Below are 22824 nucleotides of genomic sequence, written 5' to 3' on the forward strand. Positions count from 1 at the left end.
GATTGCTTGACAAGTTTCCCGGGCAGCGACATGGTGACGAAGAATTCAAAGCGGTTTGGATCAAGCGTCTTCCTTGGGGATGACGGATTGGTGCCAGAGGACCAGACCCTCCGAATTCGGCCGAGACGTTTGAAAACCGTTCGTGGGAGGACGACAGATGATCAAGCAATTGCTGAGCGGCGCCGCTCTGCTGGCCCTGACCGCCGGCGCTGCGCAGGCAGAACTCCTGTTCAAGCCGGGTGAGGATCCCCGCTTCAACTGGGCAAGCTATGAAGAGCTGAAGAAGCAGGATTTCTCGGGCAAGACCGTCACCCTGTTCGGCCCGTGGCTTGGCCCGGACAAGGATCTGGTGGAACGCACCATGGCCTATTTCGAGGAAGCGACGGGGATCGACGTCCAGTACTCGGGCTCAGACAGTTTCGAACAGCAGATCGTCATCGACACCCAGGCCGGTTCGGCCCCCAACATTGCCATCTTCCCGCAGCCCGGTCTGGCGCGGGATCTGGCCGCCAAGGGCTTCCTGACGCCGCTGGGCGAGGAGACCGCCGGCTGGGTGAAGGAAAACTACGCGGCCGGTCAGTCCTGGGTGGATCTGGGCACCTTCGCCGGCAAGGACGGCAAGGAAGATCTCTACGGCTTCTTCTACAAGGCCGACGTGAAGTCGCTGGTCTGGTATGTGCCGGACAATTTCGAGGACGCGGGCTATGAAGTCCCGACCACGATGGAAGAGCTGAAGGCGCTGACGGAAAAGATCGTCGCCGACGGCGGCACGCCCTGGTGCATCGGTCTGGGGTCCGGCGGGGCCACCGGCTGGCCCGGGACCGACTGGGTGGAAGACATGATGCTGCGGACCCAGTCCCCGGCGGATTACGATGCCTGGGTCGCCAATGAGCTGAAGTTCGACGATCCGAAGGTGGTGGCTGCCATCGAGGAATTCGGCTGGTTCGCCAACAATCCGAAATTCGTCGACACGCCGAGCGCCGTGGCCGCGACCGACTTCCGCGACAGCCCGAAGGGGCTCTTCGCCTCGCCGCCGGCCTGCTACATGCACCGTCAGGCCTCGTTCATCCCGTCCTTCTTCCCGGAAGGCACGGAAATGGGCGTGGATGCGGACTTCTTCTACTTCCCGGCCTATGCGGGCAAGGATCTCGGCCAGCCCGTTCTGGGGGCCGGCACCGTGTTCTCCATCACCAAGGACAGCCCGGAAGCCCGTGCCCTGATCGAGTTCCTCAAGAGCCCGATCGCCCACGAAGTGTGGATGGCCCAGTCCGGCTTCCTGACCCCGCACAAGGGTGTGAACCCGGACGCCTATGCGGATGACACGCTGAAGGGTCTCGGCGAGATCCTGCTCTCGGCCACGACCTTCCGCTTCGACGGGTCCGACCTGATGCCGGGTGCCATCGGTGCCGGTGCGTTCTGGACCGGCATGGTCGACTATGTGGGCGGCAAGCCGGCGGCGGAAGTCGGTGCCGACATCCAGAAGGCCTGGGACGCGATCAAGTAAATCGCCATCCGACGACACGAGAACGCGCCGGAGCCACTTCGGCGCGTTTTTGACAGGCCCGTGCAAATGGCACACTCTTGAGACAACAACCACACGGGCGAGGGGGATCGCCCGGTTCGGGGAGGTCCGGATGGAACAGCTGCTTGTCGCCCTCGGCTCGATGGCGCTGGGGGTGGGGGCCTGTGCCCTTTATTTCTGGGGCAGCAACCGGCTGCTGGATCTGGTGTTTCCGGCCCGGTCCGCCCATGCGGCGGCCAATATCCGCCGCGCCAACCTCATCCGCCCCTGGCTCTTTCTCGGGCCGGCGGTGATCATCCTCACCGTCTATCTGGTCTATCCGGTGCTCAATTCCATCTGGCTCTCCCTGCACGGGCGGACCGGCGAGGAGTTTGTCGGGCTCGACAATTATGTCTGGCTCTTCGGCGATGACGGCTTCCGCGAGAGCATCCGCAACAACCTGCTGTGGCTGGTGGTGGTGCCTGCCGCCTCCACCTTCTTTGGTCTGATCGCTGCCGCCCTGACAGACCGGATCGCCTGGGGCAACATCGCCAAGTCGCTGATCTTCATGCCCATGGCGATCTCCTTCATCGGCGCCTCGGTCATCTGGAAGTTCATCTATGACGTGCGGGCGGCGGACGTGGAGCAGATCGGCCTGCTGAACGCCATTGTCGTGGCGCTGGGCGGTGCGCCGCAGGCCTGGATCGCCCTGCCGTTCTGGAACAACTTCTTCCTGATGGTCATCCTGATCTGGATCCAGACGGGCTTTGCCATGGTCATCCTCTCGGCGGCGCTGCGCGGCATCCCGGAAGAAACCGTGGAGGCGGCGGTGCTTGACGGGGCCAATCCGCTGCAGATCTTCCTGAAGATCAAGGTGCCGCAGATCTGGGGCACCATCGCCGTGGTCTGGACCACGATCACCATCCTGGTGCTCAAGGTCTTCGACATCGTGCTGGCCATGACCAATGGCCAGTGGGGGACGCAGGTTCTGGCCAACTTCATGTTCGACTGGATGTTCCGCGGCCTCGACTTCGGCCGGGCGGCGACCATCGCCCTGGTGATCATGGCCCTCGTGGTGCCGATCATGATCTGGAACATTCGCGAAGCGCAGAAGGACGCGTGAGGACGACCATGGAAGGTATCGCCGGCCGCAAGCCCGCCCTCATCTGGGCCGTTCATCTCTCCGTTGTCCTGCTGGTGGTGCTGTGGACCCTGCCGACCTTCGGTCTGCTGGTGTCCTCGTTCCGCGACAAGGACCAGCTGTCGGTCTCCGGCTGGTGGACCTCGCTGACCTCGACCGAGCGCAATCTGGTGGTGCGCGCGCCCGCGCCTGATGACAAGGGCGCCCAGCGGCAGGAGGGCGCCTTTCACGTGATCACCGGCAATGTCTTCGACGGCGGCGGGGCCGGTGCGGTCAGCGCCTTCGGGGTGTCGAGCCAGGATCCCTCCGCCTTTGCCGTCGGCGAGACCGCCGTGCTGAAGGACGGCGAGCGGGTGAGCGTGACGGAGACCGGCGACTTCCGCATCGAGGCGGATCAGCCCATGACCGGCAAGCGTGGCCAGCGCCTCTTCGTCACCGTGCTGGAGCCGCCGCTCTTCACCCTCGACAACTACCGCACGGTGCTGCTCTCGGAAGGCATCGGCCGGTCCTTCATCAACACGCTGACCGTGACCATTCCGGCCACGATCATCCCGATCCTGATCGCTGCCTTTGCCGGCTATGCTCTGGCCTGGATGCGCTTTCCGGGACGGACCTTCCTGGTGGCCATGGTGGTCGGGCTGATCGTGGTTCCGCTGCAAATGTCGCTGATCCCGCTGCTGCGGCTCTATACGGACATCGGCATCGGCAAGAGCTATGTCGGCATCTGGCTGGCCCACACGGGCTTCGGCCTGCCGCTCGCCATCTATCTGCTGCGCAACTACATCAAGGGTCTGCCGAAGGAGATCATCGAGAGCGCGCGGGTCGATGGGGCCTCCGACTTCGAGATCTTCGTCAAGATCGTGCTGCCGCTTTCCTTCCCGGCCCTCGCCTCCTTCGCCATTTTCCAGTTCCTGTGGGTGTGGAACGACCTGCTGGTCGCCACCGTGTTCCTCGGCAACAACGAGGAGCAGCTGGTGATGACCGGTCGCCTGCGCGAGCTGCTGGGCTCGCGCGGGGGCAACTGGGAGATCCTCACCGCCTCGGCCTTCGTCTCGATCGCCGTGCCGCTTGCCGTGTTCTTTGCCTTGCAGCGCTATCTGGTGCGCGGGCTGCTGGCCGGATCGGTGAAATGACATGAGACGCAAATCCAACCAGACACGCATTTCGGAGCAAGACGCATGAGCTCGGTTTCCCTGAAAGAGGTGGGCAAGTCCTATGGCCGGGTGGAGGTGTTGCGCGGCATCAACCTGGAGATCGAGACCGGCGAGCTGATCGTCTTCGTCGGGCCTTCGGGCTGCGGGAAATCCACGCTGCTGCGCATGATCGCCGGGCTGGAGACGATCACCGCCGGGGATCTTTCCATCGATGACGAGCGGATGAACGACGTGCCGCCCGCCCAGCGGGGCATCGCCATGGTGTTCCAGACCTATGCGCTCTATCCGCACATGAGCGTGCGCGACAACATGGCCTTCGGCATGAAGATCGCGAAGAAGCCCAAGGCGGAGATCGAGGCAGCGGTGTCCAAGGCGGCGCGGATCCTGCAGCTCGAGCCCTATCTTGACCGGCTGCCCAAGGCGCTCTCCGGCGGTCAGCGCCAGCGGGTGGCCATCGGCCGGGCCATCGTGCGCGATCCGAAGGTGTTCCTCTTCGACGAGCCCCTGTCCAATCTGGATGCGGCCCTGCGGGTGGCGACGCGTATCGAGATCGCGCATCTGAAGGAGAGCATGCCCGACAGCACAATGATCTACGTGACCCACGACCAGGTGGAGGCCATGACCCTGGCGGACCGGATCGTGGTGCTGAACGGGGGCAATATCGAGCAGGTGGGTGCGCCGCTGGAGCTTTACGAGAACCCGCGCAATGTCTTCGTTGCGCAGTTCATCGGCTCTCCGGCCATGAACCTGCTGGACGCCACCGTGACGGCGACCGGAACGCAGACGACGGTCGGCCGCGCGGACGGTCCGGCGGTGGTGGTGCCCATCGCGTCGCAAGCGTCCGATCAGGCACGGCCGGTGCGGCTGGGCGTGCGGCCGGAGGATCTGGTGCTGACCGAGGCGGAGGATGCGCTGATCGAGGCCGAGGTGGATCTGGTCGAGGCGCTGGGCGAGACCACGGTGCTCTATCTGAAGGGCGCCAATGGGGGCGCGGGGACGATTGCCAAGCTGCCCGGCATTCATCCGGTGAAGAAGGGCACAAGGGTGCGGCTGAAGGCTGATCCGGCCAAGCTGCATCTCTTCGACGAGGCCGGCATCTCCTTCCGTCACCGCTGATCAAGAGGCTCTCCTTCTCGCGCAAGTGGCGCGGGGAGGGGCGCATGGGAGGCGCGTTGCGCTGTCATGATACGTTCATATGAACGACGAATTAGGTTCATATGAAAACCCTATAGACGTTCTCGTGCGCTGGAGCCGAGGACGAACACGAGGGTCCGACCCCGGCCCCGGCGCACAGCTTCTTGAGAGTTGTCGCAGGGGTTGGCGCGGGCATGGCAAGACAGACGGACATCTCCGGCCGACAGGCCGAGATCGCGGATCTGGTGCAGAAATCCGGTTTCGCATCGGTGGAGGATCTGGCGGAGCGGTTCGAGGTCACGACCCAGACCATTCGCCGGGATGTGAATGGCCTGTGCGAGCTGGGCATCCTGCGGCGCACCCATGGCGGGGTGGAAGTGCCGCCCGGCAACATTCATTACAACACCCGCAAGATCCTGAACCTGGATGCCAAGCGCGAGATCGCGGCGACTGCTGCCGGGCTGATCCGCAACGGGCAGTCTCTGGCGTTCTCCATCGGCACCACGCCGGAGATCATCATGCAGGCGCTCGGCACCCACCGGGACCTGCGCATCTTCACCAACAATCTCAACGTGGCCTTTTCCGCCTCGAACCACGCTTCCTTCCAGGTGACGATTGCCGGCGGACGCCTGCGCGCCGGGGACCGGGACGTGCTTGGCTCGGCGGCCGAGGAGTTCTTCTCCCGCTACAAGGTCGACATCGGCATCTTCGGGGTGGCCGGGGTGGACGAGGACGGCACGCTGCTCGACTTCCACGAGGAAGAAGCGGCGGCCCGCCAGTCGATCCTCGCCAATTGCCGCCAGTCCTTCCTGGTTCTGGACCATACCAAGTTCACACGGCCCGCCTATGTGCGTGCCGGCCACATCAGCGACGTCTCCCATGTGATCAGTGACCGGCCGCTGCCGGACGCGGTGGCGCAGATGCTCGCGGCTTCGGGCACCGAGACGGTGCTTGTCGAGCGGACGGGAGACGCGGCATGAGCGGGATCGCAGACGTCCGGGTGGCTGGGCAGGAAATCCGCCTCGAACATGTCAGCAAGTCCTACGGAACGGGGCTGGCCGCCGATGACGTGAACCTGATCGTGCCGGCCGGTTCCTTCACGGTGCTGCTCGGGCCTTCGGGCTGCGGCAAGTCCACCACCCTGCGCATGATCGCCGGGCTGGAGGAGACCACCGACGGCCGCATTCTCATCGGCGACCGGGACGTGACCCGCGTCGGCGTGGCGCAGCGCAATCTTTCCATGGTGTTCCAGTCCTATGCGCTGTTTCCGCATCTGAGCGTGGCCGAGAACATCACCTTCGGTCTGAAGGTGCGCAAGGTGTCGCGCGCGGAGCGGCAGCGCCGTCTGCAGACCGTCGCGTCGGTTCTGGGGCTGGAAGCCCTGCTGGAGCGCAAGCCGGGCCAGCTTTCCGGCGGCCAGCAGCAGCGGGTGGCCCTGGGCCGGGCGATCATCGCCGAGAAGCCGGTCTGCCTGATGGATGAGCCGCTCTCCAACCTGGATGCGAAACTGCGCCATGAGATGCGGGTGGAGATCCGCGCCCTGCAGCAGCAGCTCGGCTTCACCATGGTCTATGTAACCCACGATCAGGTCGAGGCCATCACCATGGCCGACCAGGTGGTGCTGCTCAACGGTGGCCGCATCGAACAGGTGGCGGATCCGCGCACGCTCTATGCCCGGCCGGCGACGATGTTTGCCGCCCGCTTCATCGGCACGCCGCCCATGAACCTCATTCCCGCCTCCGCCCTGCCGGTGGAGGCCCTGCCAAGGGGCACCCGGTCCGACGACATGATCGGAGTGCGGCCCGAGGCGCTGATCCTGGATGCGAGCGGCCCGGTGCGCGGTGTCGTGCGCTCGGTGGAATATCTGGGTTCCGACACGCTGGTGGATCTGGATGTGGACGGTGCCCTGGTGCAGGCGCGCCTGCCGGGCCAGGACATGCCCGCGCCGGGAACCCTGCTCGCCTTCGGCCATGGGCCGGATGACCTCCATGTTTTCGATCCCGCGACCGGCCGACGCCGGGAGGGCGGGGTCGTCGAGACCGGATTGCCGCGGCAATCCAACTGAACTGTGCGGACATGCGCAGAAGCTGCGGGCGGGGGCGAACCATGCGCGCAGGTGACCTTAACGAGGGACGTTTCGTGATGCTGAAATCCACTCTTCTGAAGGCCGTTGCCACGACGGCTCTGACCTTCTCGACCTGGGCGTCTGCTCAGGCCGTCGACCTGCAGTTCTACTTCCCCGTCGCCGTAGGCGGTGGTGCTGCCGAAGTCATCCAGGGCATGACCGACGAGTACATGGCCAACCATCCGGACGTGAAGATCGACGCTGTCTATTCCGGCTCCTATCAGGACACGGTCGCCAAGGTCATCACCGCGTCGCGCGGCGGCAATGCTCCGCAGCTCTCCGTCGTGCTCTCCGCCGACATGTACACCCTTATCGACGAAGATCTGGTCGTCCCCTTCGACGACTATCTGACCACCGATGAGGAAAAGGCCTGGCTTGCCGGCTTCTATCCGTCCTTCATGGAAAACAGCCAGACCGGCGGCAAGACCTACGGCATTCCGTTCCAGCGCTCCACCCCGGTGCTCTACTGGAACAAGGAAGCCTTCAAGGCTGCCGGCCTCGATCCGGAAGTCGCTCCGGCTTCCTGGGACGAGCTGGTCGAATTCGGAAAGAAGCTGACCAAGAAGGATGCCAACGGCAACGTCACCCAGTGGGGCGTGCGCATTCCGTCCTCCGGCTTCCCCTACTGGACGTTCCAGGGCTTCGCCATCTCCAACGGCGTGACGCTGGCCAATGCGGAAGGCAACAAGACCAGCTTCGACGATCCGAAGGTTGTTGAGGCCCTGCAGTATTTCGTCGACCTGTCCGCCAAGCACGGCGTGATGGCTCCGGGCATCATCGAATGGGGTGCAACGCCGAAGGCGTTCTTCGAAGGGGAAAGCGCCATCATCCTGACCACCACCGGCAACCTGACCAACATCAAGACGAACGCTCCGTTCGACTTCGGCGTGGCGATGCTGCCGGAGAAGGAACAGCGCGGCGCTCCGACCGGCGGCGGCAACTTCTACCTGTTCAAGGGCGCTTCCGACGAACAGCTGGATGCAGCCGTGGACTTCGTCCAGTGGATCACCGCTCCGGCCCAGTCTGCCAAGTGGACCATGGCCACCGGCTATGTCGCCCCGCGCGCCGAGACCTGGGAAACCGAAGCCATGAAGACCTATGCGGCTGAGTTCCCGCAGGTTCTCGTGGCCCGCGACCAGCTCGAATTCGCCAAGGCCGAACTGTCCACCTACCAGAACCAGCGCGTGACCGGCTTCTTCAACGATGCCCTGGCCGCTGCCATCACCGGTCAGAAGACCCCGGAAGAGGCGCTGAAGGAAGCTCAGACCCAGGCTGACGCTGTCCTCGCCGAATACCGCTAATCACTCCGGAAACCGGGCGGCCCGTGCCGCCCGGTTTCTGCTTCTTCCCTGCCTCCGCGCGGGGATCGACTCGCGGTGGGTTTCGCTGCGGGTTCCTGGTGGAGAAGGGGATTGGATCCCCGGTCAAGCCGGGGATGACGGGAAATGAGGGTGGGTCGTGGCTCACCGCTTCCGGCTCGCGGCCGGGGTGACGAATGTTAGAGAGAGCAGGACAAGCCATGCGGGCGTGGAAACTGAAACGGGACTGGGTGACCGGCTGGCTGCTGTTGCTGCCGGCGATGGTGTTTCTCTTTGCCTTTACCCACATTCCGGCGGTCAACAGCCTGATCAATTCCTTCTACTCCACGCCGCGCGGCAAGCGGGCGGCGAAGTTCATCGGCCTCGACAATTACGAGCGCATGATCGGCGATCCTGTGTTCTGGAAGGTGCTCGGCAACAATCTCTGGTTCGCGATGGGGACCATTCCGGCCTCCGTCGGCCTGGCGCTCGTCATGGCGCTGTGGGTGAACGGGCGCCTGCCCGGGCGCGGCTTTGCCCGCATGGCCTTCTTCACGCCCACTGTGCTGCCGCTGATCGCGGTCGCCAACATCTGGCTCTTCTTCTACACGCCCGGCTTCGGTCTCTTCGACCAGCTCTTCGGCGGCCTGTTCGGCTGGTCCTCCACCAACTGGCTCGGCAGCCCGGACACGGCGCTGAATGCGGTCATCGTGGTGACGATCTGGAAGGAGGCCGGCTTCTTCATGATCTTCTATCTCGCTGCGCTTCAGGCCATGCCCGTCTCGCTGGTGGAAGCCGCGCGGGTGGAAGGGGCCAATGGCTGGACCATCTTCTGGCGCATCACCTTCCCGCTCCTGATGCCGACGACGCTGTTTGTCTCTATCAACGCGGTGATCAACAGCTTCCGCCTGGTGGACCACATCTTCATCCTGACCGACGGCGGCCCGGACAATGCGTCCGCCGTGCTGCTCTTCTACATCTACGAGATCGCCTTCAAGTTCTGGGAAACCGGCTATGCGGCCACGCTGACCGTGGCGCTGCTGGTCCTGCTCTGCCTGCTGGCCATCGGACAGTTCTTCCTCTTCGACCGCAAGGTGCACTACAAATGATGCGCGGCTCGCTCACCTATGACCGGGTGCTGAACACCCTCGCCGCCTGGGCGCTGGCCATCCTCTGGATCCTGCCGCTGGCCTATGCGGTGTGGACGGCGATCCATCCGGCAGCCTATGAGGCGCGCTTCGTCCTGACCGCGCCGCTGACCTTCGAGAATTTCCAGCGGGCCTGGGCGGCAGCCCCCTTTGCGCGCTATTTCCTCAACACCACCCTGCTGGTGAGCCTGATCCTGGCCTGCCAGTTCTTCCTCTGCACGCTGGCGGCTTATGCCTTTGCCCGGTTCGAGTTTCCCGGCCGCGGCCTGCTCTTCACGCTCGTGCTGCTGCAGCTGCTGGTGATGCCCGACATCCTGATCGTCGAGAACTACCAGACCATGCGGCTGCTCGATCTGGTGGACACGATCCCGGCCATCGCATTGCCCTATGTGGCCTCGGGCTTCGGCATCTTCCTGCTGCGCCAGACCTTCCTCACCGTTCCGCGCGAGCTGGACGAGGCGGCGCGGGTGGAGGGCTCCTCGGCGCTGGGCATCCTGTGGCGGGTCTACATCCCGCTCGCCAAGCCCACCTATCTTGCCTACGGGCTGGTGTCGGTGAGCCATCACTGGAACAACTTCCTGTGGCCGCTGATCGTCACCAACTCGGAAGAAACCCGGCCGGTGACCGTGGGTCTGAGCGTGTTTTCCGCCATCGACAGCGGCATCGACTGGTCTGTGATCAATGCGGCGACGCTGATGACCTCCGGGCCGCTGCTGATCGCCTTCCTGCTGTTCCAGCGCCAGTTCGTCCAGAGCTTCATGCGCGCTGGCATCAAGTGACCCGGGACGGTTCAAGCCTCAGCCGTTGGGGTCGAGCAGGGCGCCGGCGGTCTGGGAAATGAGGCCCGGGCGTTCGGTGCGGGCGCGGGCAGTGCCCGGCATGAGCGGACAGTCCGGGCAGCGCTCGATGCCTTCCAGATTGTAACGCATGCAGCAGACGCGCCGGGTGCGGGTCGCCTCGGACCCGGACGGCCGGTAGGGCCCGAAGAGCGGGTTGCGGTTGCCGTTGGGCAGAAGGCGCTCCTCGGTCAGGGGCTTGAAGCTCCTCTGGCCGGGCTTGAGGAAGACGTCGCTGGTGTAGTCGATCACCACGGCCGCGCTCATCCAGAAGACCTTGGCCGATACGCCGGAACGGGCGGACAGGGAGAAGACCAGCGGCGACAGGTGGCGCTCGACAAAAAGCTCCATGCGGGCGAAGGCATCCGCCTCGCGGGGGGCGGCCTGGCCGTGCGGGTCCGTCAGGAGGAACTTGAGCGGCTGATGTTCGCCGTCGAGAAGCACGCGCAGATGCTCCGGCTCGTGGGGCACGAGACTGTCGGCGGCCGAGGCGAGCAGCAGCAGCGGCGGGATGAGGAAGCCGAAATACCACTGGGCCCACATGGAGGCCGAGGAGCGGCGATCCGAGTTGGGGAAGCGGGCAGCGGCATAATCCTCGAGGATCGCGGTCATGCTGGCCGGATCGAGCAGCGCCGAGCAGAGCCGGCCGCCGGAGACGCCGGGCGCCAGCAGGAAACGGTCGACCAGATGAGACGCAGCGCCGTGAAACAGTCCGTCCGTGAAGTCGCTGAAATCGATGGCGTCGTCGCTGCCGGGCACGGCTGCTCTTGTCCGTTCGGTTGGCTGCTGCCGGATCGCCTCCCGTGAACAGGACAGGAGCCGGTCGGGCATGGCGGTGCGGGCCGTGGCCGGGCGAGAGAGGACCTCACGGACCGGACAAGGCAGGAGAGGGCGGCTCAGGCCGTGCCGGAAGGGGCAAACAAACATGAGCCAAATTCTCTGCATTCATAGACGGCTTGCTGCCCTTCGCCAAGGGGCGCCATTTCAATTTCGCTGCGGTGGGTAAACCGGCTTTTTCTCAGTTCGCCTCGACGGGAGCATAGCTTGCCGGATCGACCTCGGCGGGGCGGCCGGGCAGGGACAGGCGGGCAATGCGCGGCGCGGTTTCGCTGATGACGCGGCCCCCCTTGATCACCGCGAGACGGGTCGCCTTCAGGCGGATGGCCTCGATGGTATCGGCGGCCTGAAGCAGCACCATGTCGGCCTTGCAACCCTTTTCCAGACCATAGCCTTCCAGACCCATCGCCCGGGCCGGATGGCTGGTCACGCAGTCGAAGGCATAGCGGATGTCGGCGCGGCTGGTCATCTGGGCCACATGGAAGCCCATGCTGGCGACTTCCAGCATGTCGCCCGAGCCCTGGCTGTACCAGGGGTCCATCACGCAGTCATGGCCGAAGGAGACGTTGATGCCATAGGCCTTCATCTCCGGCACCCGGGTCTGTCCCCGGCGCTTCGGATAGGTGTCGTGACGGCCCTGCAGAGTGATGTTGATCAGCGGGTTGGCGATGGCGTGAACGCCGGCTTCGGCGATCAGCGGCAGCAGCTTGGAGACATAGTAATTGTCCATGGAGTGCATCGAGGTGAGGTGGGAGCCCGCCGTGCGGCCCTGCAACCCGAGGCGCTGGGTCTCATAGGCCAGCGTCTCGATGTGGCGGGACAGGGGATCGTCGCTCTCGTCGCAGTGAAGATCGAGCCGCAGCCCGCGCTCGGCGGCAATCTCGCACAGGCGCCGGACGGACCGGGCGCCGTCTTCCATGGTGCGTTCGAAATGGGGAATGCCGCCGACCACATCAACACCCATGTCGAGGGCCCTGAGCAGGTTCTTCTCGGCCGTGGCCGAGCGGTAGAGGCCATCCTGGGGGAAGGCGACAAGCTGCAGGTCGATGTAATCCTTCACCTTCTCGCGCACATCGAGCAGGGCTTCCACGCCGGTCAGCTTGTCGTCGCAGACATCCACATGGGTGCGAATGGCGAGAAGCCCCTGGGAGACGGCGAGATCGCAGTATTTCAGCGCGCGTTCGACCACGGCGTCCACGGTCAGCAACGGCTTCAGCTCGCCCCAGAGCGCGATGCCTTCCAGCAGGGTGCCGCTGACATTCATGCGCGGCAGGCCGAGGGACAGGGTCGCGTCCATGTGGAAATGGCTGTCGACAAAGGGCGGCGAAACCAGCTTGCCCTCGGCGTTGATGATGCGCTCGGCCTCAGCGGTGATGCCGGGCTCGATGGCGGTGATCCGGCCGCCCGCGCAGGCGATGTCCTGGCCCTTGCGGCCGTCGGGAAGGGTGGCGTTCTTGATGAGAAGGTCGAGGGACATGAACGGATCTCTCAGCGTTGGCCGCGGAAATAGGGAACCAGCAGGGCGCGGGGGTAGTCGGCCTTGCGGGCGACCAGGATGAGCGCCGCGATGGACAGGATATAGGGCATCATCAGGAAGACCTGGCCGGGAATGAAGCTGCCGACATCCGTCTGCAGGCGCACCTGGAAGGCGTCGAAGGCGCCGAAGAGCAGGGCGCCGAGGAGTGCCTTGCCCGGCCGCCAGGAGGCGAAGACCGTCAGCGCGATGCAGATCCAGCCCCGGCCGTTGACCATGCCGAAGAAGAAGGCGTCAAAGGCGGACATGGTGAGGAAGGCACCGCCGAGGGCCATGAGCGCGGAGCCCGCGACCACCGCGCCGATGCGGATGCCATAGACGGACAGGCCCTGGCTTTCGACGGCAGACGGGTTGTCGCCGACGGCGCGGATCGCGAGGCCCAGCGGCGTGCGATAGAGCACGAAGGCGGTGGCCGCCACCACGAAGAGCGCGAGGAAGGTCAGCGCCGTCTGCTGGAAGAGGGCCGGCCCGATGAAGGGCAGGTCGGAGAGACCCGGAATGTCCAGCGGCTTGAAGGGCTCGATGCGCGGCGGAGACGAGACATCGGGCAGGGCCGTGCGGTAGACGAAATAGCTCAAGGATGTGGCAAAGAGCGTCACCCCGATGCCCGACACATGCTGGGACAGGCCGAGAGGCACGGTGAGGATCGCGTGGATAAGTCCGAAGAAGGCGCCCGCGAGGGCCGCGACAGCCACACCGCCCCAGAGACCCGCGCCGAGCCAGACGGCCATCCAGCCGGCCATGGCGCCGGCCGTGAAGATGCCCTCGATGCCCAGATTGAGCACGCCCGCACGTTCGCAGACCAGCGCGCCGATGACGCCGAAGATCAGCGGTGTGGCGATGCGCAAGGACGCCGCCCAGAAATTGGCGTTTAGGAAGATGTCGAGGAAATCCATCACTTGGTCTCCTGAGAGGCTGCCTGAGTGGAGGCGGCGGCCGCGTGCGGGCGGATGAACTTGATGCGGAAGCGCAGGAACAGGCCGGAGACCAGGACGCTGATCAGCGCCATGGCGACGATCAGGTCCGCCAGATAGTTGGAGACCCCCGTGGCCCGGGACATGCTGTCGGCGCCGACGAAGATGCTGGCGATGAAGAGGGCCGCGACGACCACGCCGATCGGGTTGAGGCCCGCCAGCATGGCAACGACGATGCCGGAATAGCCGAAGCCGGGGGAGAGATCCGCCGTCAGATAGCCCTTCAGGCCCGCGACCTCGCCGACACCGGCAAGGCCTGCCAGCGCGCCGGACAGAAGGCCGACGCGGATGAAGGTGGCGCGCACCGGCAGGCCCGCATGGGCGGCGGCGCTGGCGTTCTCGCCAACGGCGCGGATCTCGAAGCCCCAGACCGTGCGCTTGAGCAGGATGTGGATGGCGAGGGCGGCGGCGAGCGCGATGATCAGTCCGCCGTGGATGCGCATGCGGTCCATGAGCTTGGGCAAGATGGCCTGATCGAGGATCGGCTCGGACTGGGGCCAGCCCATGCCCATCGGATCTTGCATCGGGCCTTCCAGCATCATCTGGACGAAGAGCAGGATGACGAAATTGAGGAGCAGGGTGGTGACTACCTCGTCCACGCCGAGACGGGTCTTGAGCAGGGTGGGGCCCAGCATGACCGCGCCGCCGGCGAGCGCGCCGGCGAAGACCACGAGCGGCAGCAGGATGACGCCCGGTGCGTCGATCCAGCCGGTGCCGACCGCAACGGCGGCCAGCGCGCCGGCATAAAGCTGGCCCTCGGCGCCGATGTTCCACAGCTTGGCGCGGAAGGCGAGGGCTGCGGCCAGTCCGGTCAGGATCAGCGGGGTGGCGCGGGTCAGCATCTCGGTGAAGGAGAAGAGCGAGCCGAAGGCACCCTTGCCCATGAGGCCGTAGGCTTCCAGCACATTGACGCCGGCGGCGGAGATGGGAAGGGCCGCGAGCAGCAGGGCGATCAGGGCGGCGGCCACCGGGATCAGGATGAGGCGCGGCAGGCTCGCCGGTTCGCGGGGTTCGAAACGGATCATGCGGCTTCTCCCGCGTCAGCGGCGTGGTCATGGCCGGCCATGCGCAGGCCGAGGGTCGAACGGTCGAGGGTTTCGGTCGCCTCCGCCGGGCCGAGACGGCCGCGATGGATGACGGCGATCCGGTCGGACAGGCGCATCAGCTCGTCCAGGTCCTCGGAAATCAGGATGACACCGGCGCCGCGGGCGCGGGCATCGAGCAGGCGGCGGTGGACATCCGCCGTCGCCCCCACGTCGAGGCCGCGGGAGGGCTGGGCCGCAAGCACCACCTTCGGGTTGGCTTCCAGGGTGCGGGCCAGGACGATCTTCTGGATGTTGCCCCCCGACAGCAGGCGCGCGGCGGCCCTTTCGCCCTGACAGCGGATGTCATAGGCCTTGATGGCCGCGCGGGCCCGCTCGGCAATCGCGCCGAACTTCAGGAAGCCGAAGCGCTGGTTCTGCGGTGCGCGGATGGTCTCGATGGCAAGGTTCTCGGCGATGGACATGGCACCGACGATGCCGTCCTTGTGCCGGTCCTCGGGGATGCGGGCAAAGCCTGCCTCGATCATGGTGCGGGCGGACTGGCCGTGAAGGGTCCGGCCCAGGTCCCGCTCTTCCAGGGTGAGGCTGCCCTTGCGCAGGGGCTCCAGCCCCGACAGCAGGCGGGCCAGGGTTGCCTGTCCGTTGCCGGACACCCCGGCGATGCCGAGGATCTCGCCCGAGTTCAGCGCCAGGTCGATGTCGTGGATGGCGGCGCGGCCGTCTCCGGCGCTGGCACCCTGCAGGGTGAGCAGGACGCGGCCAGCCGCCTGTTCGGGGCGCGAGCTGAGCGTCACAGTCTGACCGACCATCAGCTCGGCCAGTTGCAGCTTGGTGCTGCCTGCGGTCGGCTGGTCGGCGACGAGCTTGCCGAGGCGCAGCACGGCGATCCGGTCGGAGGAGGCGATCACCTCGTCCAGCTTGTGGGAGATGAAGATGATGGCGAGGCCTTCGGCTGCCAGGGTCTTCAAGGTCTCGAAAAGGGTGTCGCTTTCCTGCGGGGTCAGCACGGCGGTCGGCTCGTCGAGCACGAGGACACGGGCGTCCCGGTAGAGGGCCTTGAGGATCTCCACGCGCTGCTTCTCGCCGACCGACAGGGTCGAGATGCGGGCATCCAGATCCACCGTCAGGCCGGAGCGCTGCATCAGATCCACCAGTCGGGCGCGCCCCTTGGCGCGGGCCGAGCGGGCGGAGAACAGCGGCTCTGTGCCGAGGAGGATGTTGTCGAGAGCGGAGAGGTTTTCGGCCAGGGTGAAGTGCTGGTGCACCATGCCGACGCCGGCTTCGAGCGCCGCGTGGGGCTGGCCCGGGGGCAGTTCGGTGAGCGCCCCGGAGCTGCGGTCCGCCACGCTGACCGTGCCTTCGTCGGCGACATAATGGCCGAAGAGGATGTTCATCAGGGTGGTCTTGCCCGCGCCGTTCTCGCCGAGAAGCGCGAGGATCTCGCCCTTCTTCAGGGAAAGGGACACCGCGTCATTGGCCGTGAAGCTGCCGAAGCGCTTGGTGATCTGATCGAGCTGAAGGACCGTGGGGGCGCTTGGCATGGTCGGCGGTTCCCGGATCAAGAGGGTGTCATGTCCGGACACTCTTACCCTGACCGGGGCGTCATTGCAGGGCCGAAACCTGCAATCCATGCCGTTATGCCGCGACAAGTCACAGGCTTTTCCTGAGGGGCGGCAAAGACATGGCTGCCATGGTCTGTCATGGCATGACGGAAAACCGGTGGGCCGGTCGAGACGCAAGAGGCACCGGGGAGGACGACCCTCCCCGGTGCCGGAGCTTGTCGATTACATGGTCGACTTGGGTTCGCCGTCGTTGACGTTGACCCGGAAGAGACCGTCGAGGATTTCCTGTTCCTTGGCCTTGGCAGCTGCGAGAGCTTCCGGTGCGACGAGGCTTTCGTCCGCGACGAAGGAGCCGCCACCGTAGGTCATGTAGGAATAGGAGCCGTAGTCGGCGGGTTCGAAGCTGTCGCCGGCAACGGCTTCGATCGCCTTGTCGATGGTCGGCTCCATGTGCCACAGGGACGAGGCCAGGATGGTGCCCGGATAGTCGGCGGAGGTGTCGATGACGTTGCCGATGGCCAGCACGCCCTTTTCCTTGGCCGCGTCAGACACGCCGAAACGCTCGGCGTAGAGTACGTCCGCGCCCTTGTCGATCATGGCAAAAGCGGATTCCTTGGCCTTCGGGGGGTCGTACCAGGAGTTGATGAAGGTCACGAGGAACTTCACGTCCGGGTTGACCGACAGGGCGCCTTCCATGAAGGCGTTCATCAGGCGGTTCACTTCCGGAATGGCGTAGCCGCCGACCATGCCGATGACATTCGACTTGGTGGTGGCGCCGGCGATCATGCCCGTCAGGTAGGACGGTTCATGGATGAAGTTGTCGAAGACCGAGAAGTTCGGCTTGGACGGGCCGAAGGACGAGCCCATCAGGAAGGCGGTGTCCGGATATTCGGCGGCGACCTTGCGGGCGGCGCGTTCCACGGCGAAGGCCTCGCCGACGACCAGATCCATGCCCTGCTCGGCATATTCGCGCATCACGCGCTCATAGTCGGTGTTGGCGGTGTTCTCGGAATAGACATAGGTCACGTCGCCCCGTTCCTGGGCAGCGGTCAGCGCCTTGTGGATGCGGCTCACCCACTGCTGTTCCACCGGAACGGTGTAGATGGCCGCGACCTTCAGCGGCTTGTCCTTGGCAAAGGCAGACGGCAGGCCGACAGCGGCGGTGGCGACAAGGCCGAGGCCAGCAGCCAGAACCGTACGCCGCGAGTGGCGCAGGGCGCCGCGTGCGAAATCGGAAATCTTCATGGAAACCCCCTGGAGAGACTCAACCCCGGATTTTGATCACAAACGATCCCTGCCCACAATACAGGCGGATCAGGAAGGTGATCGTAATTTGTTCAATTGGTCAAATTACCTGCTCATCCAAATGGCGCTCAATCTTTGGTAAGTACTGAGAGTGTGTGGCGCGCGCTGGGGTTGCCGTGCCCGGCCGGGCCGTGACGCCAGCCTGACGCAAGGCTCAAGGCCTAGATCTTCTGGCATGAAGATTGTCGGAGGGTCCCCATGGAACCTGTCTATCTGAGCAAGATGCTCTCCCAGAGCAATGGCTGGCTGTCGGTGCGCCAGTCGGCGGTGGCCCAGAATGTCGCCAATGCGAACACGCCCGGATATTCGGCCCGGGACGTGGAGCCTTTCGTTTCCGTGCTGGACAAGACGCGGCTGGAAATGGTCGCCACCAACGAGGCGCATCTGGCTGGCGGCGGGCGGATGCCCGAGGCCTCCAAGGTGCGCAAGGCAGAAAGCTGGACCGTCAGCCATTCGGGCAATTCGGTCAGCCTGGAGCAGGAGATGATGAAGGCGGGCGAGATCACCCGCGCCCACACGCTCAACACCTCCATCGCCCAGTCCTTCCACCGCATGTACCTCAAGAGCGTGAGATAGGTGAGACCATGAGCGATCCGCTTTCCGCAGCCATGCAGATCTCGTCCTCCGGGCTCAAGGCGCAGTCCGAGCGCCTTCGGGTCGTGTCGGAGAACCTGGCGAATGCCCGGTCCACCGGTCAGACCGCAGGCGACGATCCCTATTCCCGCAAGACCATCACCTTCGAGAGCGAGATGAACCGGGCTCTGGGCGCCGATCTGGTGAAGGTCAAGGACATCGGCGTCGACAAGGCGCCCTTCACCGTCGAGTACGACCCGGGCCACCCGGCGGCGGACGAGGACGGCTACGTGAAGATGCCCAACGTCAACGTGCTGATGGAGCTCGCCGACATGCGCGAGACCAACCGGTCCTACGAGGCCAACCTGAAACTGATGACCCAGGCGCGCGACATGGTCCTGCGCCAGATCAGCCTCTTGAAGGAGTAAGTCATGATCGACCAGATTTCCGGCCTCAGCTCGGTCTCCGGCGACCTTACCGGCAAGGTCTCGACCACCCGCTACGTCGCCTCTCCCGCAGCGGCCGACAGTGCCTTCGGACCGGAGGCGGCAGGGGATGCCAGTTTCTCCCAGATGATGGCGAGCGTGTCCCAGGACGCGATCAACCGGCTGAAGGAGGGCGAAGCCACCTCGATCGCCGGGGTCGATGGCCAGGCCTCCGTGCAGCAGGTCGTCGAGGCGGTCATGGCCGCCGAACAGAGCCTGCAGACCGCTATCGCCATCCGCGACAAGGTCGTTCAGGCCTACCAGGAAATCAGCCGCATGGCGATCTGACCTCGCCGCACCCTTCAGGAGATCCGCATGAAAGCCCTTGCCATTGCGGCGACCGGCATGAGCGCCCAGCAGCTCAATGTCGAAGTGATCGCCAACAACATCGCCAACATGAACACCACCGCCTTCAAGCGCGCCCAGGCGGAGTTTTCCGACCTGCTGTATCAAGCCGAGCGCCTCCAGGGCGTGCCGAACCGGGGCGGCGAGGATCCGGTGCCGGAAGGGGCGCAGCTGGGGCTCGGGGTGAAAACCTCCGGCATCCGCAAGCTGCATGCCCAAGGTTCGCTCACCAACACTGGCAACCAGCTCGACGTGGCACTCGATGGCCGGGGCTGGTTCCAGGTGACGGGGCCGGACAACGAGGTGCTCTACACCCGTGCCGGGACCTTCAACAAGAATGCGGACGGCCGTCTGGTGACCGTCGATGGCTATGGGGTGGAACCAGCGATCCTGTTCCCGCCGGAGACCATCAAGATCGTCATCAACGAGAGCGGCGAGGTCTTCGCCCAGCTCGACGGCGAACTGGAACCGCGCCAGCTCGGCCGCCTGTCGCTCGCCAACTTCGCCAATGACGTGGGGCTGGAGCCGGTCGGCGGCAACCTGTTCCGCGAGACGCCGGCGTCGGGTGCCCCCGTCGACGGGGTCGCGGGGGATCCGGGCTTTGGCATCATCCGCCAGGGCTACAAGGAAGCCTCCAACGTGGATCCGGTGAAGGAAATCACCGAACTGATCGCCGCCCAGCGGGGCTACGAGATGAATTCCAAGGTGATCAAGGCGGCCGACGACATGGCCGGAACCGTCACCAACGGCATTCGATAGGCCGTGATCCGGGGAGCAGCATCATGACCCGTCTGACCAGACGACTGGCCCTTGGCGCCGCACTTGTTCTTGCAGGAGCGGGGCTGGCGCAGGCCGCGGGATCGAACGCGGGCGTCAAGCTGCCCGTACCGCGGGCGGTGATCCAGCCCGGGTCGACCCTGACGGATCTGGATCTGATCGAGCGCAGCTTCTCGCTGCGCACGGCCCGCCAGTTCGCCGTGGCGCCGCACCGGTCCCAGGTGGTCGGCATGGTGGCGCGGCGCACGCTTCTGCCCGGTCAGCCGATCCCGCTGTCCGCCGTGGAGCCCCTGCAACTCGTGCGGCGGGGCGAGATGGGGCGGCTGGTCTTCCGGGAACAGGGTCTCTTCATCCTGATGCAGGTGGAAGTGCTGGAAAGCGGCGGCATCGGCGAAATGGTGCGGGTGCGCAACGTGGACAGCGGCGTGGTCGTGTCGGGGAAGGTCCGCAGCGACGGGGCCATCGAGGTGGAGAACTGATTTCATGCGCCCATTGCTCATTCTGCTGGCGGGGATCATCGCGCTGTGCATCGGCCTCATGGGTCCGGTGCGCGCCCAGGCGATGGTCCGCATCAAGGACATCGCCTCGCTTCAGGGCGTGCGCGAGAACCAGCTTGTCGGCTACGGCCTCGTGGTCGGGCTGAAGGGGTCGGGCGACAGCCTGCGCAATGCGCCCTTCACCGAACAGTCGCTGCAATCCATGCTCGACAGCCTGGGCGTCAACGTGCGGGAAAACCGCCTGCGGACCCGCAACGTGGCCGCCGTGGTGGTGACCGCCAACATGCCGCCCTTCATCGGCAAGGGGTCGCGGATCGACGTGAGCATCGCCTCGCTCGGGGATGCGACGTCGCTGGCCGGCGGCACGCTGATCGCCACGCCGCTGCTCGGGGCGGATGGCAGTGTCTATGCGGTTGCGCAAGGTGCAATCGCCGTCTCCGGCTTTGCCGAGGAAGGCCAGGCGGAGAGCCTGAGCCAAGGCATTCCGACCGGAGGGCGCGTTCCCAATGGCGCGCTGATCGAGCGCGACCTGCCGGCGACCTTCGCCCGCATTCCGGATCTGGTGCTGGAACTCAAGAACCCGGATTTCGTCACCGCCGTGCGCATCACCGACACGATCAACCGGCATTCCCGCGAGCGCTACGGGGTGACGGTTGCCAAGGAGCGTGACTATCGCACGGTGGATCTCGTCCCGCCGGGCAAGATCAGCCTGACCCGCTTCATCGCGGAAATCGAAAGTCTGCGGGTGAGCCCGGACCAGGTGGCACGGGTGGTGGTGGACGAGCGCACCGGCACGGTGGTCATCGGCCGCGACGTGCAGATCACCACGGTCGCCATTACCCATGGCAATCTGACGGTCCGGATTACCGAGACGCCGGAGGTCTCCCAGCCGCTGCCCTTCTCCAACGGACAGACCGTGGCGGTGCCCAATACGTCGATCACGGCCGCCCAGAGTGGCGGGCAACTGGCGCTGGTGGGCGGCACCGACCTGCCGACCCTGGTGCGCGGTCTCAACCGCATCGGCCTCAAGCCCACCGGCATCATCGCCATTCTCCAGGCGATCAAGTCGGCGGGAGCCCTCCAGGCGGAGCTGGTGGTTCAGTAGCCCGCGTTCCATCGCCGCCTTGCGTCCGCCTCGCCCGTCAGCTCCGCCGGGCGGGGTGGATGCGTTTTGGCGCCTTGAGACAATGCGCGGGTCGGGTCTCTCCGGGCCGCCAGCCTCGCGCAAGCCCGTCCGTCCACTCTGCGCCAAGAGATGTCAGAGAAGGACGATCGTCCCATGCCAAACTTCCGTCCGGCCCGATCCGGTGTCCGCGTCATGCTTGCCGGCAGCGTCCTGCTGATGATCGCCGGGCAGGGCGCGCAGGCCGAGCAGCCACGGGCCAAGCCCCAGTCCGACCCGGCGCCAAAACTGGTGCGCACGACCCCCGAAACCCAAGGGGCCGAACAGCCGAGCGACGTGGAGCTCTATTGCAAGAACATCGCCCAGTCGGCGGAAGAGGCGCGGATCGCCTGGCAGACCTGGAAGCTCCTGTCGCTGGAGACCAAGGTGCAGGCGCAGGTCGCTCTGCTGGAACGCAAGCGCGCCGAATTCGAGCAATGGGTCGAGAAGCGGGCCAAGCTGCTGGCAGAGGTCGAGGGCCATGTGGTCAACATCGTCTCGCGCATGCGCCCGGATGCGGCCGCCGCCCAGCTTTCCACCACCGATGACGACACGGCCACAGGCGTGCTGCTGAAGCTCAAGCCGCGGGTGGCGAGTGAGATCCTCGACGAGATGGATCCGGCGCGGGCCGCCCAGCTCACTCAGGCGATGGTTGGCTTCTCCGATCCGGCCGGCAAGGGAGGCATGTGATGCGTCTCTTGATCCTGCTTCTGCCGCTCGGCCTTTGCGCCTGTGCCGGCCAGCTCAAGGAAGTCGGCCGTGCGCCCGAGATGAGCCCGGTCGGCTACGGGCTGGCGAACCAGCCGCGCGCCGCCTATCCGCTCAACACCTTCGGGCCTGGAAAGACCACGGACTACAACTCCATGTGGGATACGGAGCGGGAGAATTTCTTCTCCGATCCGCGCGCCCGGCGGGTGGGGGACGTGGTGACCGTGAAGATCGCGATCAACGACCGGGCCTCCCTCGACAACACCTCCGACCGCAGCCGCGTGTCGTCGCTCGGCTTCGGCGGCGACTTCTCCGCCGGCGTGGATGGGGAGAGCATTTCCGGCGACGCCACCTTCGGTGCGGACAGCGGTTCTTCCTCCATTGGCAAGGGCTCGATCGACCGGTCGGAGAACGTGGAGTTCTCCATCGCCGCCGTGGTGGTGGAACGCCTGCCCAACGGCAATCTCATCATCGCCGGTTCCCAGGAAATGCGGGTGAATTACGAGATGCGGGTGGTCGAGGTGCGCGGCATCGTGCGGCCCCGCGACATCGGCAGCGACAACACCATTCCCTACGACAAGATCGCCGAGGCTCGCGTCTCCTATGGCGGGCGGGGCCGGTTGTCCGAAGTCCAGCAGCCCGGCTGGGGCCAGCAGGTCTATGACATCGTGACGCCCTTCTGAGG

23 protein-coding genes are annotated in these 22824 nt (G+C 65.5%); 17 read left to right on the forward strand and 6 right to left on the reverse strand.

Features of this window, described 5'->3' with window-relative positions; all coding sequences use genetic code 11:
- The first annotated feature begins 157 nt into the window (after positions 1-157).
- The 9 genes from FR728_RS16120 (at position 158) to FR728_RS16160 (ending at position 10280) form a co-directional block, all read left to right on the forward strand.
- Positions 158-1504 (forward strand): ABC transporter substrate-binding protein, encoded by a 1347-nt coding sequence (locus FR728_RS16120; RefSeq protein WP_149893765.1) that lies wholly within the window; start codon positions 158-160, stop codon positions 1502-1504.
- A 130-nt stretch (positions 1505-1634) separates the two neighbouring features.
- Positions 1635-2624: a carbohydrate ABC transporter permease gene (locus tag FR728_RS16125; protein ID WP_149893766.1), complete on the forward strand. Its 990-nt coding sequence runs from the start codon at positions 1635-1637 to the stop codon at positions 2622-2624.
- Positions 2625-2632: 8 nt separating this feature from the next.
- Positions 2633-3775 carry an ABC transporter permease subunit gene (locus tag FR728_RS16130; RefSeq protein WP_149893767.1) on the forward strand — a complete coding sequence of 381 codons (1143 nt, stop codon included), beginning with the start codon at positions 2633-2635 and terminating at the stop codon, positions 3773-3775.
- A 45-nt stretch (positions 3776-3820) separates the two neighbouring features.
- Positions 3821-4912, forward strand: a complete 1092-nt coding sequence (locus FR728_RS16135) for an ABC transporter ATP-binding protein (protein WP_149893768.1) — start codon at positions 3821-3823, stop codon at positions 4910-4912.
- Positions 4913-5124: 212 nt separating this feature from the next.
- Positions 5125-5910, forward strand: coding sequence for a DeoR/GlpR family DNA-binding transcription regulator (locus FR728_RS16140; protein WP_149893769.1), 786 nt, complete (start codon positions 5125-5127; stop codon positions 5908-5910).
- Positions 5907-6995, forward strand: a complete 1089-nt coding sequence (locus tag FR728_RS16145) for an ABC transporter ATP-binding protein (protein WP_149893770.1) — start codon at positions 5907-5909, stop codon at positions 6993-6995. The genes FR728_RS16140 and FR728_RS16145 overlap by 4 nt, the downstream gene beginning before the upstream one ends.
- A 77-nt stretch (positions 6996-7072) precedes the next feature.
- Positions 7073-8356 carry an ABC transporter substrate-binding protein gene (locus FR728_RS16150; RefSeq protein ID WP_149893771.1) on the forward strand — a complete coding sequence of 428 codons (1284 nt, stop codon included), beginning with the start codon at positions 7073-7075 and terminating at the stop codon, positions 8354-8356.
- Positions 8357-8574: 218 nt separating this feature from the next.
- Positions 8575-9462, forward strand: a complete 888-nt coding sequence (locus FR728_RS16155; protein WP_149893772.1) for a carbohydrate ABC transporter permease — start codon at positions 8575-8577, stop codon at positions 9460-9462.
- Positions 9459-10280, forward strand: coding sequence for a carbohydrate ABC transporter permease (locus FR728_RS16160; protein WP_149893773.1), 822 nt, complete (start codon positions 9459-9461; stop codon positions 10278-10280). Before FR728_RS16155 ends, FR728_RS16160 begins: the two co-directional genes overlap by 4 nt.
- Positions 10281-10298: 18 nt before the next feature.
- Here FR728_RS16160 and fhuF read toward each other — a convergent pair whose 3' ends face one another.
- The 6 genes from fhuF to FR728_RS16190 form a co-directional block, all read right to left on the reverse strand.
- Positions 10299-11096 carry a siderophore-iron reductase FhuF gene (gene fhuF, locus FR728_RS16165; RefSeq protein WP_188318933.1) on the reverse strand — a complete coding sequence of 266 codons (798 nt, stop codon included), beginning with the start codon at positions 11094-11096 and terminating at the stop codon, positions 10299-10301.
- 259 nt (positions 11097-11355) lie between these two features.
- A complete protein-coding gene (locus tag FR728_RS16170; protein WP_149893775.1) occupies positions 11356-12651 on the reverse strand; it encodes an amidohydrolase family protein in 1296 nt (431 codons plus the stop codon).
- Positions 12652-12662: 11 nt separating this feature from the next.
- Positions 12663-13604: an ABC transporter permease gene (locus tag FR728_RS16175; RefSeq protein WP_149893776.1), complete on the reverse strand. Its 942-nt coding sequence runs from the start codon at positions 13602-13604 to the stop codon at positions 12663-12665.
- Complete coding sequence (locus FR728_RS16180) at positions 13604-14707, reverse strand: ABC transporter permease (RefSeq protein ID WP_149893777.1); 1104 nt, start codon at positions 14705-14707, stop codon at positions 13604-13606. Before FR728_RS16180 ends, FR728_RS16175 begins: the two co-directional genes overlap by 1 nt.
- A complete protein-coding gene (locus FR728_RS16185) occupies positions 14704-16266 on the reverse strand; it encodes an ABC transporter ATP-binding protein (RefSeq protein ID WP_149893778.1) in 1563 nt (520 codons plus the stop codon). The genes FR728_RS16180 and FR728_RS16185 overlap by 4 nt, the downstream gene beginning before the upstream one ends.
- 243 nt (positions 16267-16509) lie before the next feature.
- Positions 16510-17532 carry a BMP family protein gene (locus FR728_RS16190; RefSeq protein WP_149893779.1) on the reverse strand — a complete coding sequence of 341 codons (1023 nt, stop codon included), beginning with the start codon at positions 17530-17532 and terminating at the stop codon, positions 16510-16512.
- 258 nt (positions 17533-17790) lie between these two features.
- On the opposite strand from FR728_RS16190, the gene flgB reads away from it, so the two are divergent.
- The 8 genes from flgB (at position 17791) to flgH (ending at position 22822) form a co-directional block, all read left to right on the forward strand.
- Complete coding sequence (flgB, locus tag FR728_RS16195; protein WP_149893780.1) at positions 17791-18168, forward strand: flagellar basal body rod protein FlgB; 378 nt, start codon at positions 17791-17793, stop codon at positions 18166-18168.
- An 8-nt stretch (positions 18169-18176) separates the two neighbouring features.
- The gene (gene flgC, locus FR728_RS16200; RefSeq protein ID WP_149893781.1) at positions 18177-18593 is read left to right on the forward strand and encodes a flagellar basal body rod protein FlgC; all 417 of its coding nucleotides are present in this window, start codon (positions 18177-18179) and stop codon (positions 18591-18593) included.
- 3 nt (positions 18594-18596) lie between these two features.
- The gene (gene fliE / locus FR728_RS16205; protein WP_149893782.1) at positions 18597-18938 is read left to right on the forward strand and encodes a flagellar hook-basal body complex protein FliE; all 342 of its coding nucleotides are present in this window, start codon (positions 18597-18599) and stop codon (positions 18936-18938) included.
- Between the two features lie 27 nt (positions 18939-18965).
- Complete coding sequence (flgG, locus tag FR728_RS16210; protein WP_149893783.1) at positions 18966-19754, forward strand: flagellar basal-body rod protein FlgG; 789 nt, start codon at positions 18966-18968, stop codon at positions 19752-19754.
- A gap of 23 nt (positions 19755-19777) precedes the next feature.
- A complete protein-coding gene (gene flgA / locus FR728_RS16215) occupies positions 19778-20251 on the forward strand; it encodes a flagellar basal body P-ring formation chaperone FlgA (protein WP_149893784.1) in 474 nt (157 codons plus the stop codon).
- A 4-nt stretch (positions 20252-20255) separates the two neighbouring features.
- On the forward strand, positions 20256-21374 hold the full coding sequence (flgI, locus tag FR728_RS16220) for a flagellar basal body P-ring protein FlgI (RefSeq protein ID WP_149893785.1): 1119 nt from the start codon (positions 20256-20258) through the stop codon (positions 21372-21374).
- A gap of 174 nt (positions 21375-21548) precedes the next feature.
- Positions 21549-22121, forward strand: coding sequence for a MotE family protein (locus FR728_RS16225; protein WP_149893786.1), 573 nt, complete (start codon positions 21549-21551; stop codon positions 22119-22121).
- On the forward strand, positions 22121-22822 hold the full coding sequence (flgH, locus tag FR728_RS16230; RefSeq protein ID WP_149893787.1) for a flagellar basal body L-ring protein FlgH: 702 nt from the start codon (positions 22121-22123) through the stop codon (positions 22820-22822). The genes FR728_RS16225 and flgH overlap by 1 nt, the downstream gene beginning before the upstream one ends.
- The last annotated feature ends 2 nt before the right edge of the window (positions 22823-22824 follow it).

Origin of the sequence: Roseibium aestuarii, assembly GCF_008477545.1 — a bacterium.
In the GTDB taxonomy this organism is placed as follows: Bacteria; Pseudomonadota; Alphaproteobacteria; order Rhizobiales; family Stappiaceae; genus Roseibium; species Roseibium aestuarii.